This window comes from Mobiluncus curtisii subsp. curtisii ATCC 35241 (assembly GCF_000146285.1).
GTDB classification, from domain to species: domain Bacteria; phylum Actinomycetota; class Actinomycetes; order Actinomycetales; family Actinomycetaceae; genus Mobiluncus; species Mobiluncus curtisii.
The window spans coordinates 785271-800152 of sequence record NZ_GL385912.1; the positions used below are offsets into that span (position 1 = coordinate 785271).

General features: G+C 57.5%; 9 protein-coding genes. 2 read left to right on the forward strand and 7 right to left on the reverse strand.

All coding sequences use genetic code 11. From position 1 onward, the window contains the following. Window positions 1–227: 227 nt before the first annotated feature. The 5 genes from HMPREF0574_RS03530 to HMPREF0574_RS03550 all read right to left on the reverse strand — a co-directional run bounded on the left by HMPREF0574_RS03530 (window position 228) and on the right by HMPREF0574_RS03550 (window position 9716). Window positions 228–2417: a cell wall-binding repeat-containing protein gene (locus tag HMPREF0574_RS03530; RefSeq protein ID WP_004007313.1), complete on the reverse strand. Its 2190-nt coding sequence runs from the start codon at window positions 2415–2417 to the stop codon at window positions 228–230. Window positions 2418–2879: 462 nt separating this feature from the next. Beyond that, a complete protein-coding gene (locus tag HMPREF0574_RS03535; RefSeq protein ID WP_236585828.1) occupies window positions 2880–3779 on the reverse strand; it encodes an endonuclease domain-containing protein in 900 nt (299 codons plus the stop codon). Between the two features lie 279 nt (window positions 3780–4058). After that, on the reverse strand, window positions 4059–6281 hold the full coding sequence (glgB, locus tag HMPREF0574_RS03540) for a 1,4-alpha-glucan branching protein GlgB (protein ID WP_004007316.1): 2223 nt from the start codon (window positions 6279–6281) through the stop codon (window positions 4059–4061). Between the two features lie 40 nt (window positions 6282–6321). Continuing rightward, window positions 6322–8811, reverse strand: a complete 2490-nt coding sequence (locus tag HMPREF0574_RS03545; RefSeq protein WP_004007317.1) for a maltotransferase domain-containing protein — start codon at window positions 8809–8811, stop codon at window positions 6322–6324. 158 nt (window positions 8812–8969) lie between these two features. Continuing rightward, window positions 8970–9716 (reverse strand): VIT1/CCC1 transporter family protein, encoded by a 747-nt coding sequence (locus HMPREF0574_RS03550; RefSeq protein WP_004007319.1) that lies wholly within the window; start codon window positions 9714–9716, stop codon window positions 8970–8972. Between the two features lie 146 nt (window positions 9717–9862). Between HMPREF0574_RS03550 and HMPREF0574_RS03555 the strand changes: the two genes are divergently transcribed. Together HMPREF0574_RS03555 and HMPREF0574_RS03560 are read left to right on the forward strand one after the other, a co-directional pair. Beyond that, window positions 9863–10114 carry a hypothetical protein gene (locus tag HMPREF0574_RS03555; protein ID WP_036324879.1) on the forward strand — a complete coding sequence of 84 codons (252 nt, stop codon included), beginning with the start codon at window positions 9863–9865 and terminating at the stop codon, window positions 10112–10114. 89 nt (window positions 10115–10203) lie between these two features. Next, on the forward strand, window positions 10204–11151 hold the full coding sequence (locus HMPREF0574_RS03560) for a tetratricopeptide repeat protein (protein ID WP_004007321.1): 948 nt from the start codon (window positions 10204–10206) through the stop codon (window positions 11149–11151). Here HMPREF0574_RS03560 and HMPREF0574_RS03565 read toward each other — a convergent pair. Together HMPREF0574_RS03565 and glgP are read right to left on the reverse strand one after the other, a co-directional pair. After that, entirely contained in the window at window positions 11135–11875 is a 741-nt protein-coding gene (locus HMPREF0574_RS03565) for a TetR/AcrR family transcriptional regulator (RefSeq protein WP_004007322.1), read from the reverse strand. The genes HMPREF0574_RS03560 and HMPREF0574_RS03565 overlap by 17 nt on opposite strands. A gap of 311 nt (window positions 11876–12186) precedes the next feature. Further along, the gene (gene glgP, locus HMPREF0574_RS03570) at window positions 12187–14808 is read right to left on the reverse strand and encodes an alpha-glucan family phosphorylase (RefSeq protein WP_201625882.1); all 2622 of its coding nucleotides are present in this window, start codon (window positions 14806–14808) and stop codon (window positions 12187–12189) included. Window positions 14809–14882 lie beyond the last annotated feature (74 nt).

Here is a 14882-nt window from a genome sequence, read left to right on the forward strand (position 1 = left end):
TGACCAGCCCGGCAAAGAGTTTTTACAGCCCTAGACGACCGGAAAAGCTAAATACGTGGTAGCGGGTGACCCAGCCAGACCACTGTTTTATTGGTCATGCGCGTGTGCGGGCTGTTCACGGGTCAAGGCGCGGTTCTACAAACAACTGTGCCCCAGGACCGTGAGGTCCCGGAGCACAGCGTTTATCTAGTTTTCAGTCAGTATTCAGAACGAATCCTGGTTTGAGACTACTTGACCTCGGTCCAAGTGGAGTAGGTCTCGGTAATGACCTCGCCAGAAGAGTTCTTAGCGGTAACCTTCACACGGACATAGGAAGTCGGGCTAGGAACAGCAGCGAAGATAATCTTGACCTTGCCATCCTGGTCTACAGTAGTGGTAGCAGACTGCACGGTAGCACCACCCAAAGTGCTGGTAGCAGCCAGCAAATCACCGGTGCCGGCATTGCCGGTACGACCGTACCACTCGATGCTCAGGGTAGAACCGTTAGGCATATCCTTCGTGGTGACAGCAATCTCAGCTACCTTGGTGGCAGATGTATCCCAGGTTCCGAAAGAAACCTTGCCGGAAGCAGCGGTGGCCGGGGCGAGCTTCTCCAGCTCGGCAGCACCGTTCTCGTCAGAGATAACACCAGTACCACCAATGAAAGTCACGTTCTTACGCACGTAATCCACGGCCTTGTCCCAAGCCAGAGCCTGCTCACCAGTCACGGAAGGAACAGAATCCTTGTTGACCAACAACACCGGGCCAGGACGTTTCGAGTTATCAATGTAACCAGCGACAGCCGCGTCAGCGAAAGACATGCCGTTAGCAAAGTAGATACGAGTCGGATCAGACTTTTCGCCCTTCTCACCATAAACGTGATTAGCAATCTTTACAGCAGTCTCGAAACGATCCGCACCACCAAGACGATTCACGTTGTAGTTCACAGCGCCACCATGAATCAGCTTGTCCAGAGCCTCAGAAGCCTTAGTCTTAGCCTTAATCGCAGCAGTATTAGCCTTACCAGCAGCAGCCGCATCAGCCTGCAACTTAGCAACCTGAGCCTTCAAAGCAGAATCCAACACTTTAGTCTGACCAGCGATGTCGGTCTTCAAATTAGCAGGATCCAAACCGATAGAAGTCACGAACTCCATACCAGTAGTCTTAGCAGTCACATCCGGGAACACATTCTGAACATCAGTCAAAGTAGGAACAGAACCCAAGCCCTTCTTGCCGTTAGTACCGTCGTTGATGACCTCATCCAACAAAGCATCAGCACTAGCGTTGATAATACCGGTAGCGGCGACCAGCTTGCCCTTCAAGGTGCCAGCTGTGACGTCAGTCTTAGCGTCATCAGCGACCTCCTGAGCGGCCGCGACAGCCTTGGTGGTACCCAGGTAGGCGGTGGCTTCAGCGCCGGACTCGAGCTTCTCCGTCGGGGAAGCATCAGCAATCGCGTTAGCGTAAGTCTCTTTCGTCGCCTGACCATTAGCATCATTCTTCAAATACCATGATTTGCCATTGACGTTGGGGTTGGCGGCTAGGGCAGCGTCGACCTTCGGCCAGGTCGCAGCAATCTTAGCTTTCGTAGTGGGGGTAGCACTGAGAGCGTCAGTGAACTGGTCCTGGGTTGCGCCGTTGACCTTGACCCAGCCATTCACAGCCAAATCAGCCTTAGCGGAAGCCTCGACAGCAGCCTTGTTATCCTCCAAGAAAGAATCAATCAGAATGGTCTGAGACACAGCCGCACTCTTCAAGACCGCATCAGACACAGCACCAGTACCACCCAAAGCGTACAGGGAAGCGCCACCACCAATCTTGTTCAAAGCCTTAGCAGTAGCAGCCGGCAGTTTGTCAGCACCATCAGTCAGCAAAATCACACCATCTTTCAGCTGACCGCCAACCAAGGCATCAACCAAAGTCTGGCCATTAGCCAAGTACACACGATTCACCGACACGCCCTGCTTCTTAGCAGCCTCCGCAATCTTAGCGGCAGTCTCGAAACGATCCGCACCAGCGATACGCTCAGTCGTGGCGGTACCAGCCACAGCCTTCAAAGCCTCATCAGACACGGCACCGGTACCACCCAAAGCGATAACCTTGCCAGCATTGAGCTTCTTAATCGCGTCAGCAACCTTAGACTGCACTGCCTTATCGCCGTTCACCAGCAACATCGGGCCATTCTTCAACACGCCACCAGCGATAGCATCCACCAAGGAAGCACCGTTAGAAACGTAAACCGTAGCAGCGGACGGATTCTCACCATTCTTGTCAGCCCAGCCCTTCAAGGCAACCTGAATAGCGGTATCGTAACGATCCGGACCCGCCCAACGATTAGCCGAAATATCAGCCGGAGCAGCCATCGCGGGAGCGACGCCCATGCCAGCAACCAGCGCCAACGAAGCAGCACCAATCACAAACTTCTTCTTCAAATTCATCTTCAAATAAACCCTTCTTCTGGGTAATAAAGGGTGGAATTTTTTAAACCACCCAGGTGATCCAGGACGGAAGCACCCAGGAAAAGTTTACACCACCCAAGTGTTCTGTCAATACTGCGAAAGACCCAGAGTCGCGAATTCTCGCGGTTTATAGGACCTCACGCTTCCGAGGACTTCCCCGGAACCAAGGAACCCAGCGCACCCCGTGGCTATCAGCTTAAAGGGACACAGGAACCTTGCTAACAACCTCTATATGTAAAGGCTCGAGACATTCTTACACAACACCGAGAAATATAGGTGTGATTTAGGTCACAGCTAGACCTAGAGCGGTTGTCTCTCCGACACGAACGACCGATTTCAACGCACTCCCACCCAGAACCTCGGGCAGCAAATGACCATTACCTGCGGCTTTACCGACAGCCCGGCGTACAATCACCCGTTTTCCCCGGCGAAATCGGTCGTTCATGCACCGCACCGGACCAGATAGCGCTGTATCGGGTCTAAGAATCGACCGCTTATCACATCGTTATACGTAAAACGCATGGTGTCGAAACCACGCAGCAACGCTTCACGAGATCGAGCGCGATCCTTATCAAACTCAGCACGACCGCAGTGATATTCATAGCCATCAAATTCCACGATGAGATTACCGATTAAAAAATCCACCTCACCTATACCTTTTAAAGTCACCCCGGTTTTAACTTCCGCGTAGAGCTGCTCTCGGAGCTGTAAACGCCCCACAGTTTCCAGTGGCGACCGGGCTGCCGCATCGCAATCCTCTAGGGCTGCCTGAATCGCTGAGCGGCGAAGGTGAGCGACGGCATTATCCAGTATTTCTCGATTTACCAGGCGTTTGTTTAAAACTGAATCCAGTATCACCACTCTCTCCATGTGGGTGTGCACACACTGCAAGGCTCGAAGAGTCGCGTTCAGCGGGCTGGCTAAATACGGACTGGAATAGCAATCATCTGCGTAAGCATAACCTTGACAGCCTCCTGGGAAGGTCTGCCGGAATCCACTTTTCGCGGAATGCAACCATTTCTCGCGATGCAACAGGAACTTGCCGGAATGGCGACTGTGATAGTCCTTGCTCACCGCCAAGTGAATACGTTCGGGGTTCTTCCAAAGAGCTACCCCCATCATCTCTAATGCGCTCACACAAGTCAGACAGCCTCGGTGAACGAAGGCAGCGACCACCCGAGAATCAACAGAGGGTAGAAATAGTGTGCTGCGTCCTTGACGCAATACCAGTTCCGACTCTAAGGCACGTCTGACTTTCTGCCTGCTGGTGGCTTTGATTGCTGCTCCCATAGTGGCTACCCCACCCTGGTCTTCCAGATACTCCTGCACAGTGTCATTCATGCATTTGATGATGTTATACATCTTTAGCTTATGCAAGCTTTGATTTGTCACTTGTGGATAACTCGTATTTTGGACAGATTATTGCTTGCACGAACGACCGATTTCAACGCACCCCCGACCAGAACTTCGAGTAGCAAATGACCATCACCTGCGGCTTTACCTACACCCCGGCGTACATACACCCGAATTCCCCGGCGAAATCGGTCACTCGTGCACCTGCCTCATTGACTATGGCGCAAAATCCCAGGAGCGCCCTCTGGGGCGCGCGCTGCAACGCCCCTAACGCGGGCGGTACGGGTTGTCCTCGGCGGGGCGCAAAATCACGACACCCAGCGGGGGAATCCGCAAAGATACCGAGCAGGGGCGGTTATTCCACGGAATCTCCTCAGCGGTGACCTGACCCAGGTTACCCACGCCGGAGCCGCCGTAAACTTCAGCGTCCGTGTTTAGCACCTCGTCCCACTGACCAGCGAACGGCAGTCCGACCCGGAACGGATCATGAGGATTGCCACTAAAGTTCGCCACCACTGCCAGCAAGTGACCCGATTCAATCCCTAAAGGATCCGATTCCGCCACGGACCGGCGCAGATACGTAATCAAGTTATGGTCAGCATCGCTGGGCTCAATCCACTCAAACCCGCGATAGTCATCACACCACAGCGCCGGGTTGGACGCATACAGGTGGTTCAAATCGGTGACCAGTTGACGAATCCCCTGATGCTCGGGAATGTCCAGGTGCCACCAATCCAAGGATGCCCCCGAATTCCATTCCGCGCCCTGACCAAACTCGGAGCCCATGAAGATGAGCTGCTTGCCCGGATGCGTCCACTGGTAAGCAAATAGCAGGCGCAATCCTGCCAACTGGCGCCAATAATCGCCGGGCATCTTGGACAGCAACGAGCCTTTGCCGTGCACGACCTCATCGTGGGACAGCGGCAGCACAAAGTTCTCTGAAAAGGCGTAGACCAGGCTAAACGTCAGCTCGTTGTGATGCCACTTGCGGTTGACCGGGTCCTCTGCCAAGTAGCGCAAGGTGTCATTCATCCAGCCCATGTTCCACTTGAAACCAAAACCCAGCCCCCCCTCGGAAGTCGGTTGGGTGACGCCGGGCCAGGCGGTCGATTCTTCGGCAATCATGACCGTGCCGGGGCAGACCCGGTAGCAGGTCGCGGTGACTTCTTGCAGCAGGGCGATAGCCTCGAGGTTTTCCCGTCCACCGTACTGGTTCGGGTGCCACTGACCTTCTTTACGGGAATAATCCAGATAGAGCATCGACGCCACCGCGTCCACCCGCAGACCGTCAATGTGGAACTCTTCCATCCAGTACAGGGCGTTAGCGACCAGGAAGTTCTTCACTTCACGCCGACCGTAGTTGAATACCAATGTCCCCCAGTCCGGGTGCTGACCGCGCTGCGGATCGGGGTCCTCGTACAGAGCCGTGCCATCGAACCCCGCCAGCGCCCAGTCATCCTTGGGGAAATGCGCCGGAACCCAGTCCAAAATCACCCCAATCCCGTTTTGGTGCAACGCATCCACCAGGTAACGGAAGTCGTCAGGCGTCCCAAACCGGGCGGTCGGAGCATAGTATGACGTGCATTGATACCCCCAAGACGGCCCGTAGGGGTGTTCCGCCACGGGCATGAACTCCACGTGGGTGAAACCCATTTCCTTAACGTAAGGCACCAGGTGTTCCGCCAGGTCACGGTAGCCATAGCCTTCTCTCCACGAGCCGATATGGCATTCGTAGATGCTCATAGGCTGGGTATGAATCGGATGGGTGTCCACGTTCGTGGCGCGCTGTTCCATCCACTCCGCATCGTTCCAAGTGTGGAACTGGTCAGTGACCACCGAGGCGGTGGCGGGAGGAATCTCCGTAGCGCGCGCCATCGGGTCAGCCTTTTGACGCCAGTTCCCGTCGGGACCTTTAATGTCGTACTTGTAGCGCGCGCCTATCTCGACACCGGGAATGAACAGCTCCCATACCCCGGATGCCCCGAGGCTGCGCATCGCGCACCCCGACCCGTCCCAAAAGTTGAAGTCCCCCACGACCTTTACGGCTTGTGCGTTCGGCGCCCACACCGCGAAAGCCACGCCTTTCACGACCCCCAGCGGACCCTGGTACTCCTTTAAATGAGCACCCAAAACGTCCCACAGACGCTCGTGACGCCCTTCTGAAATCAGGTAAGTGTCCATTTCACCCAAGGTCGGCAGGAAACGGTAGGGGTCGTCCCCCAAGACTTCCTGATCACCGTAGGTGACTTTCACCCGGTAGTCCTCGACTTCGGCGTGCGGGATGACTGCCACCCACACCCCGTCCTGTTCATGTTCCGCGGGGAAGTCACCGTGTTCGGTGACGATGGTGACGCTTTGCGCCATGTGACGCACGGTGCGGATGGTGACATCCTCGCCGTCCGAGTGTGGTCCCAGCACCGAGTGCGGAGAGTAGTAGTTCGCGTAGGCGACCTGGTTCAAAAGTTCCGGGGAAACGGTGATTTTAGCCATGAGGTAATTCTGTCACATTTTGCTGTGCTAGTGTTTGGGTTCACTGTGGAATGGGGCTGAAACTGAAAATATGACCGGGACCGGTAGAGGGATTGAGCTGCACAAAATTATCCGTCCCCCAGGTATATTCACCGCCAGTCAGCTCATCATGCACCACAAACAAGCGTTGCCCCTCACCGGGCGCGGCGACCTCCGGGAACTCCTCCGGGCGCAACCCTAGTGACGGCAAATCCAGGTGCACCCAGCCGGACTGAGTGTGATGCGGATCCAGGTTCACGACGACCAGCACCGTGTCCGCCCGACCGGTCGGGGAATGCGCCGCGTCAATATGCTTGGAAAAAGCAATGATGGCGTCGTTCTCGATAGCGTGGAACTTGATGTTACGCAGCTGCAACAGTGCGGGATGCGCGGAGCGAGCCGCGTTCAAGGTGCGCAACAGGGAGGCGATGCCGTACTTGTCACGCGCCGCCCAGTCATAGACTTTCACCTCATATTTCGGGTTGTCGATGGATTCCTCGACGCCCGGACGCTGCACATGCTCGCAAAACTCGTAGCTGCCCCCGAGGATTCCCCAGGTCGGAGCGGCGGTGGCAGCCAGCAGCGCACGCGCTTTAAACGCTCCCACCCCAGCCGTCATATAGTCGGTCAAAATGTCCGGGGTCATGGGGAACAGCGCCGGGCGCAGCACGTGCGCCGTTTCATAAGCCAGTTCCTCGAAGTACTCGGTCAGCTCCGCCTTTGTGTTGCGCCACGTAAAGTACGTGTAAGACAGGTGGAACCCCGCTTTTGCCAGCCCGCGCATCATCGCCGGAGCGGTGAACGCCTCCGCGAGCATCACCACTTCGGGGTGGGTTTGGTGCAAGTCAGCCGCCAAGCGCTGCCAGAACCGCACCGGCTTAGTGTGTGGATTATCCATGCGGAAAATCGTGACCCCATGGTCAATCCAAAACTCGATTACCCGCCGGATTTCGGCATACAGCCCGTCCGGGTCATTATCAAAGTTCAGCGGATAAATGTCTTGGTATTTCTTGGGGGGATTTTCGGCGTAAGCAATCGAGCCGTCAGCCCGAGCCGAAAACCATTCGGGGTGAGCCTTTACCCACGGGTGGTCCGGAGAGCACTGCAGGGCAAAATCCAGCGCAACCTCCAGGTGGTTGCGCTGCGCCTCCGCGACAAACTCGTCAAACGCCGCAATTCCGCCCAAAGCCGGGTCGACCGCATCATGGCCCCCATGCTCGTTACCAATCGCCCACGGCGAGCCGGGATCGTGAGGTCCTGCCACCAGGGCGTTGTTGCGTCCCTTACGGAAAGCGTGCCCAATCGGGTGGATGGGCGTGAGATAGATAACATCAAAACCGTCGGCAGCCACCTCGGGCAAGATTTCCGCTGCCGTGCGCAAGGTCCCCGGCACAATTCGACCATCCGACCCGTAATATGCCCCGATGGAGCGCGGGAAGATTTCGTACCACGCTCCTGCCACGGAACGTGCCCGGTCCACCCGCAGCGGGCACAGTTTCGTGCGCGTCGCCAAATCCCGCAGCGGATTCTCTGCAAAAATGTTCGCGACCAGCTCGTTTGTGGCAGCCGAGAGACGCACCTGGGGGCGACGCTTTTGCTCACGCAAGCCCGCAATCGCGCCTTGCAGCACTGCCACGTCAGCCGGGGGCAGTGGTTCAGCGGGAGACGCGGTGTCACGAGCCGAACCGTGGGCGGGTTTCGCTTCGCCGGCAATCGCGCGTTCCAGCAGGCGGGCGCCTTCCTCCAGGGTCAGCTCCACGTCAATGCCCGCCGGAATTTTCACATTGGCGTCATGCACCCAGGTTCCATAAGCGTCAATCCACGACTCGACCGCGAAAGCGTAACGTCCCACGGTGTCGGGCTGGAGCCAAGCTTCAAATTGGTTTTCACCAGCGCCGATTTCATACATACGAGCGCGATCCACGATTTCCCAAGCGGTTGGGTCGTCCGGGTCAGGAGCGCCCGCGGGGCTGCCCGCCGGCGCATAAAGGTCATAGCCCTCTTCGCCGCGGCGTTTCGGATCAACGGGGCGCAACAGTACCGCGTCGGCGCCAAAGAGGGAATGCCCGTCTACAAACACGGTGGCGTGGACCGGGAACAGCTCACCGACCGCGGCTTTTGCCGGGAACAGCCCGTCCTCTACGGTGGGACGCAGCTCAGTGACGCTGATACGGTTTAGTTCCGCGTCAGCAGGCAGGTGGTAAAGGTTTGCGGAGGGTGCCGGAACCGCCGGGGTCGGGGTTGCGGTTTTTGCCGCAGTGGATTTTTCAGCGGTGGACTTTGCCGCCGCGGATTTTGCCGTCGCAGTCGGGGTTGATTTTGTGTTACGTCCCGCGGATTTTGCTGCCGGCTTGGCAGTGGTGGGGCGAGATTTGCGGGCGGCAGCCGGTTTACTGGGCTGGCTGGACGGGGGCTTTGCCGACGGCTTCGTCGACGGACGAGTGTTAGAAGTGGAATGGCGCCCCGGTTTCTTGGCGTCAGAATTGCCCGCAGAATTCGTCGTCTCGCTCACATCTGAAATTCTAAAGCAAAACCTGGGAAATTATGGTCGCTCCAGCAGGGGTACACGCGGCTTCCGGAAAGCCGGAGGCAGCGTCGATGCCCAACCAGCACACCCCCGCCGCGAGAAACTGAGACCACCCGGAAACCCGGCGCAACGCCCTTGTGAACCTAAACAGCAGCCCCCACGAAATGACCGACTCCGCCGGTGACAATCATCGCCAGGGCACCCCCGACCATGACCCGAATCACCGCCCGCAGCCGCGGAGCCTCGCCGCGCCATGCCGAAAGCCAGCCGACCAGCGCTAATGCCAGCATCACCAGGATGAAGGTGGCTTCGATTTTCCACGGACCATTGAGCAACAGAATCGCCAGTAGTGGTACCAGCGCGCCGACCATAAAGGAAACCGCCGAGGAAAAAGCCGCCGCCCAGGGCGAAGTGAATTCCTCAGAACTCAAGCCGTAATGGGCTTGGACGTGAGCCTCGACCGGATCGTGGGCAGAATACTCCTGAGCGACCAGGGTTGCGGTGGCGCGGGATAAACCCTTTTCGATGTAGTTTTCCACCAGACCCTGAAATTCCCGGTCCGGGTCCTGGGCAATCAGACGGCGTTCCTTTGCCACCACGGCTTTTTCCGTGTCGCGCTGGGTGGACACCGAGACGTATTCGCCTGCCGCCATCGACAATGCCCCCGCGACCACCGCCGCAATGCCAGCAGTCGCAATCGCCATCGTGTTTTCCGGGTTCGCTGCCGCCACACCCACGACCACGCCCGCGGTCGAGATAATACCGTCATTAGCTCCCAAGACTGCAGCTCGCAGCCGATTGAGACGCGAGGAAGTCACTGCCGACTGGTCGTGTTTTTCATCCACTTCGCACGACTGTTCGCTACGTTTGTGCGCCAAATGATTACTCATGATGCGTCACCCCCGTATCTCCGTCCAGTACTGTTTATCCGATTTCAAATTACGGGGGTTTTGGCGTTATTTCAACGAACCTAAGGCTTTCCTTGGTTAGGTGGGGCTACGCCGGGAGGGGTGGCACGCGGGGATTGGAGCGCCTGGTGAGGCGAGCAGAGCCAGGAGACAGCGCGAACAAATACGAGCACGGCGAGCGTGGCGGGCAAGGCGAGCAAGGCGAACGGGACGAACGTGGCGAACAAGGCGAACGGGACGGGCGGGACGATAACGTCAAGGGCGGAACCTCACTTGTGAAAAAATCTGGCGTTTCGAAGCGCATTTGCGGAAATCCAGCCAGCTGGAGTCAATACCCGGACAGTTTTAAGCGCTCCGCGATTTTCCCCGCTTGGACTTGATACCGTCGAGGCTTAACGGGTTAAATATCAACTAGACTGACTTGATTGATTGGTCACGCGGTCCGATTTAGGAAAGATGAGGCACAGACATGAACGTTCCCGCAGAACTGCACGATATTCCCGCTGGTCAAGATGGCGAAGCTGGTTCGGGCGGTTCCGGCACGCCGCAAACAATTCCGGGGCCGCTGGTGCGTGATGTCACTGATGAAACATTTTCCCAGCTGCTAGAGCTTTCCAAGACAGTTCCGTTCCTTTTGGACATGTGGGCGCCCTGGTGCGCTCCGTGCCGTCAGCTGGGACCCATTCTGGAAAAGGCGGTACAGCAGGCAGGCGGGCGCGTCGCTTTGGCAAAGGTCAACGTTGACGAAAGCCCCGCCATTGGTCAGGCATTCCGGGTGCAGAGCATTCCCGCCGTATTCTTGCTGATGAACGGGCAGCCCGCACCGTTGTTTAACGGCGCCTTGCCCGCTTCGTCCGTGCAGGAAGTCATCAACAAGGTCATTGCGTTGGCGCAAAAGGAAGGTGTCACGGGTCGCGTTGAGATTGACGGAGCCGAGACGGCTGGGCAAGCCGGCGCCAACGGAGTCACCGGGACTGCCACCCCGGCTCCGGACGCGCCGTCCGCGATGCCTGAGGAAATTGAAACCGCGCTGAAACTTCAAGCCCAGGGCGACTATGACCAGGCGATCGAGACGTTAGAGACTTATTTGAAAGCCAACCCCGGTGAATCTAGCAAGGTGAATCCGCTGCTGGCAAAAGTGCGGTTGCAAGCCCGCTCGGCAGAAGCCAAGCCTGCCACCGAGACAGCTGGTTCGACCGCAACCGGCGAAGTAGCAGCACAGCTTGAAGCCGCGGATGCCCAGATGAATGCGGGAGATGCCGCCGGGGCACTGTCCCGCTTGCTCGCAGTCGTGGCAGAAACCAGCGGCGAAGATCGCGACGCGGCACGAGCGCGATTGGTCGAGTACTTCGCGATTCTGGGCGATAATCCGCTGGTCCCGCAGATACGTTCGAAGCTGGCTACTTTGCTTTACTAGCCTTTTTTGCCGCGGGCTTGGCAGCAGCAGTCTTTCGCGAAGTTCGGCTCGCGGGCTTAGCAGCTGACTTAGCGGCAGGTTTCCGAGCAGGTTTAGTCGCTGGCTTAGCCGCCGGTTTGGCTGCGGGTTTAGCCGCAGATTTCCTGGTGTGAGACGTTTTTCCGGATGACCCGCTAGCTGCGGCAATAGCATTCGTGACCTCTGCCGACATAGTGCGCAAGCCCCGGGAAAGCGCTCCGGCATCATCAAAACCTGCTGCCAGCGTGAGCGTACCTTCCACCCCGGACAAGGTGCGTTCCGACAGTGAAGCCGCCAAGCCACGATCCACACCGAGGCTGAGCAGCGCTTTCGTCAGCGCGGCACGCCATGTGTTGAAATGCGCCTGCACTTCCGGCGCAAAATCACGAGCAGCAGCGTCATGAACAAGTTTGCCCCAAATGCTCTGTTTCTCGCCGTGGTCAAAAAACGCCAAGATTCCGGTGAACATCCCGGTGACATCCCCCGCTTCTAGCGGTGCCACCACGGCGGCTTGAAAGTCATGTTCCACTGCCACCAGGACTTCCCGCATCATCTGTGCTTTACCATCAGGAAACAGGTGATAGAGCGAGCCGCGTCCCAATCCGGTCGTTGCTGAAATCTCTGCCATGCCCGCACCGGTATAACCTCGCGCCTGAAACAGAGCCGCCAGTTTTCCTACTATCTCCACGCGATTTGGTTTCCCCACCGCCGGTCCTTTCCGTGAGCCAATCTATCTAATCGACAGTATGGCGAATTTTTGACCGTTCGTTCCATTGACGCGCCGGCTTGCCCAGTTTTCGCGAAAAATCCCTCGGCATCGGGGGTGTGCGGAGATTATAAGGTGGTATTTGGGCAGTAGCTGCCATTATTGGCAGCTACTGCCCTATTTTCACCTTATATTCACACCCCAGCGAGTATCCCCCAACAAACAGCGACTCGAACGCCCGCAGGCATAGAAAAGCCCGGTCGGCTGGGTTTCCCCAGCCGACCGGGCAAAATGCGGTCAATCTCGCAAGTTTAGTTACCGAAATAGAAGTGCGTCTCCGGATTATCGGCGGCGCGCTCCGCATTGGTCACCAGACCCAGCTCGGTGTAGCCCGCCATCAAGGGATGGGTCGGCACCACACGAACCTGGTATCCCAGCGGACCGGCATTGTTCAATCGAGTCTCCAGGCGGTAAGAAACCACACCGTTTTCAGCATGTTCTGCCTGCATCGCCAAGACCTCAAAACCGGACAGGTCATCGTTAGATGTCACACGCCCCAGCAACAACTGCACCTCCACGTCTTCAGGATGCAGATGCCCCAGTTGCACGTCAGCAAAGAACGAGGCGCTGTCCCCCACGGTGGCGACATCGCCGACCTTGGCGTCAACGTGTTTCACCGCGACCTGGTTCCAGCCCGAACGCACCCGCGCCTTGTAGGCTGCCAAATCGCGAGCTGCCTGGTGACCCGTGCCGTTCAGCACTCGACTGGACGCAGCAACCGGAGTGTAGAGGTTTTCCACATACTCGCTGACCATTCGCTGCGCCTGTACGCGCGGTCCCAAAGTCGCCAACGTGTGACGTATCATTTCCATCCAGTTGCGCGGAATCCCGTTTTCGTCTCGATCGTAGAAGCGCGGGGCGACCGTGTTCTCAATGAGGTTGTACAGACCTTCGGCCTCGATAGCGTCACGGCGCTCCGGGTCATCGACTCCGTCAGCAGTGGGGATGGCCCAGCCATTGCGACCGTCATACATTTCGTCCCACCAGCCGTCCAAGATGGACAGGTTCAAAGCACCGTTGATAGCGCACTTCATGCCGGAAGTCCCGGAGGCTTCCAGCGGGCGCAGCGGATTGTTGAGCCACACGTCCACGCCGGGCATCAGGGTTTGTGCCATGTCCATGTCATAGTTGGGCAGGAAAGCGATGCGGTCACGCACGTCGTACTGGTCAGCGAAAGCCACCAGACGCTGAATCAAGCTGACGCCCTGTTCGTCGTCCGGGTGGGATTTCCCTGCCACGATGATCTGTACCGGGCACTCTTTATTCGTCAAAATGGACGCCAAGCGTTCCGGATTGTTAATCATCAACGTCAGACGCTTGTAAGTCGGTACGCGACGAGCAAAACCAATGGTCAAGACGTCAGGATCGAGAATTCGGTTCGTCCAATCCAGCTCAGCAGGGGATGCCCCGCGTTCCAGCCAAGACTCACGCACCCGCCGACGCGCATCCAGCACCAGCTGTTCACGCAGTTCACGGCGCAAATTCCAGAGTTCCTCATCGCTGACGCCGCCTTCCTCCGGAGGACGCGCCCAGCGGTAGGTATTGACGTGTTCGCCGGGTTCCTGGTGCTTGCGCGCCAGCTGCGCCAAGCGACCATCGGTCCAGGTCGGACCGTGTACCCCGTTGGTGATAGAGGTGATGGGCACCTCTGAAACATCAAAACCGGGCCACAGCTGGTGGAACATGCTGCGTGAGACTTTGCCGTGCAGCTGCGCGACACCGTTTGCCATGCGCGCCATACGCAAGCCCAAAACCGCCATATTGAACACGTTGGGATCCCCGCCCTCGTACGTTTCCGCACCCAGAGCCAGCAGCTGATCGGTGGTCACGCCGGGAATCTCAATCGGCGCCAAGTAGCGTTGTACCAGGGACCGGTCAAAACGGTCGATACCGGCAGGAACCGGCGTATGGGTGGTGAACAGTGTGCCGGAACGTACCCCTTCAATAGCCGTGCCGAAATCGAGATGTTCCTCGCCGGTCATCAGCTCGCGGATACGTTCCACCGCCATGAATCCGGCGTGACCTTCGTTGCAGTGATACACCTCGGGAGTCGGCGCGCCGGTCAAACGGCTGTAGGTGCGCAGGGCTTTCACGCCACCCACGCCCAGCAGCAGTTCCTGTTCCATGCGGTGATCTTTCGACCCGCCATACAGACGGTCTGTAACCAGGCGGGCAGCCTCGTCATTCTTGACCACGTCAGAGTCCATCATCAGCAGGGCGATACGACCCACTTTCGCGACCCACACTTGTGCATACAAAGTACGGTGATCGGGCAGAGGCACGTCCACCAGCGCGGGGGTGCCGTCGTTTTCACGTAGCAGAGTCAGCGGCATGTTATCCGGGTCAATAACCGGGTAGGATTCACGCTGCCAGCCTTCGCGAGTCAGGGACTGGCGGAAGTAGCCCGCCTGGTACAGCAGACCCACGCCGATAATCGGGACGCCCAAGTCAGAAGCAGACTTCAAATGGTCGCCTGCCAGGATCCCCAGACCGCCGGAATACTGAGGCAACACAGCCGTTACCCCGAACTCGGCTGAGAAATACCCAATCGCGCTGGGCTTGTCAGCATTGTTGAACTCGGACTGGAACCATTGCGGCTTTTCCAGGTAATCACTCAAGTCGCGTTCCAATTCCGCGGCTCGGTTTACAACGTCCGGGTTTGCGGATAATTCGTCCAGCTTTTGCACTGAAATCGAACCAAGGAAAGCCGCCGGATCGTGACCGACTTCCTCCCAGACTTGCGGATCTAAGGACGCGAAGAAATCGCGGGAAGGCCGGTTCCAAGACCAGCGCAGATTTTGAGCCAAATTTCCAATTGGCTTCAAATTTTCGGGAAGAACGGATCGGACAGTAAATCTTCGTATAGCTTTCACAGTCCAATTCTACTGTGGGAGTCACCTATTTGCGAAAATCTTAACTCAAAATATAGTTTTGGCGACCCCTAAGG

Bases quoted from the DNA above. Each gene is read 5' to 3' on its own strand.
- HMPREF0574_RS03530 (WP_004007313.1), bottom strand. From the start codon at position 2,417: ATGAATTTGAAGAAGAAGTTTGTGATTGGTGCTGCTTCGTTGGCGCTG.
- HMPREF0574_RS03550 (WP_004007319.1), bottom strand. From the start codon at position 9,716: ATGAGTAATCATTTGGCGCACAAACGTAGCGAACAGTCGTGCGAAGTG.
- HMPREF0574_RS03535 (WP_236585828.1), bottom strand. From the start codon at position 3,779: ATGAATGACACTGTGCAGGAGTATCTGGAAGACCAGGGTGGGGTAGCC.
- glgB (WP_004007316.1), bottom strand. From the start codon at position 6,281: ATGGCTAAAATCACCGTTTCCCCGGAACTTTTGAACCAGGTCGCCTAC.
- HMPREF0574_RS03560 (WP_004007321.1), top strand. From the start codon at position 10,204: ATGAACGTTCCCGCAGAACTGCACGATATTCCCGCTGGTCAAGATGGC.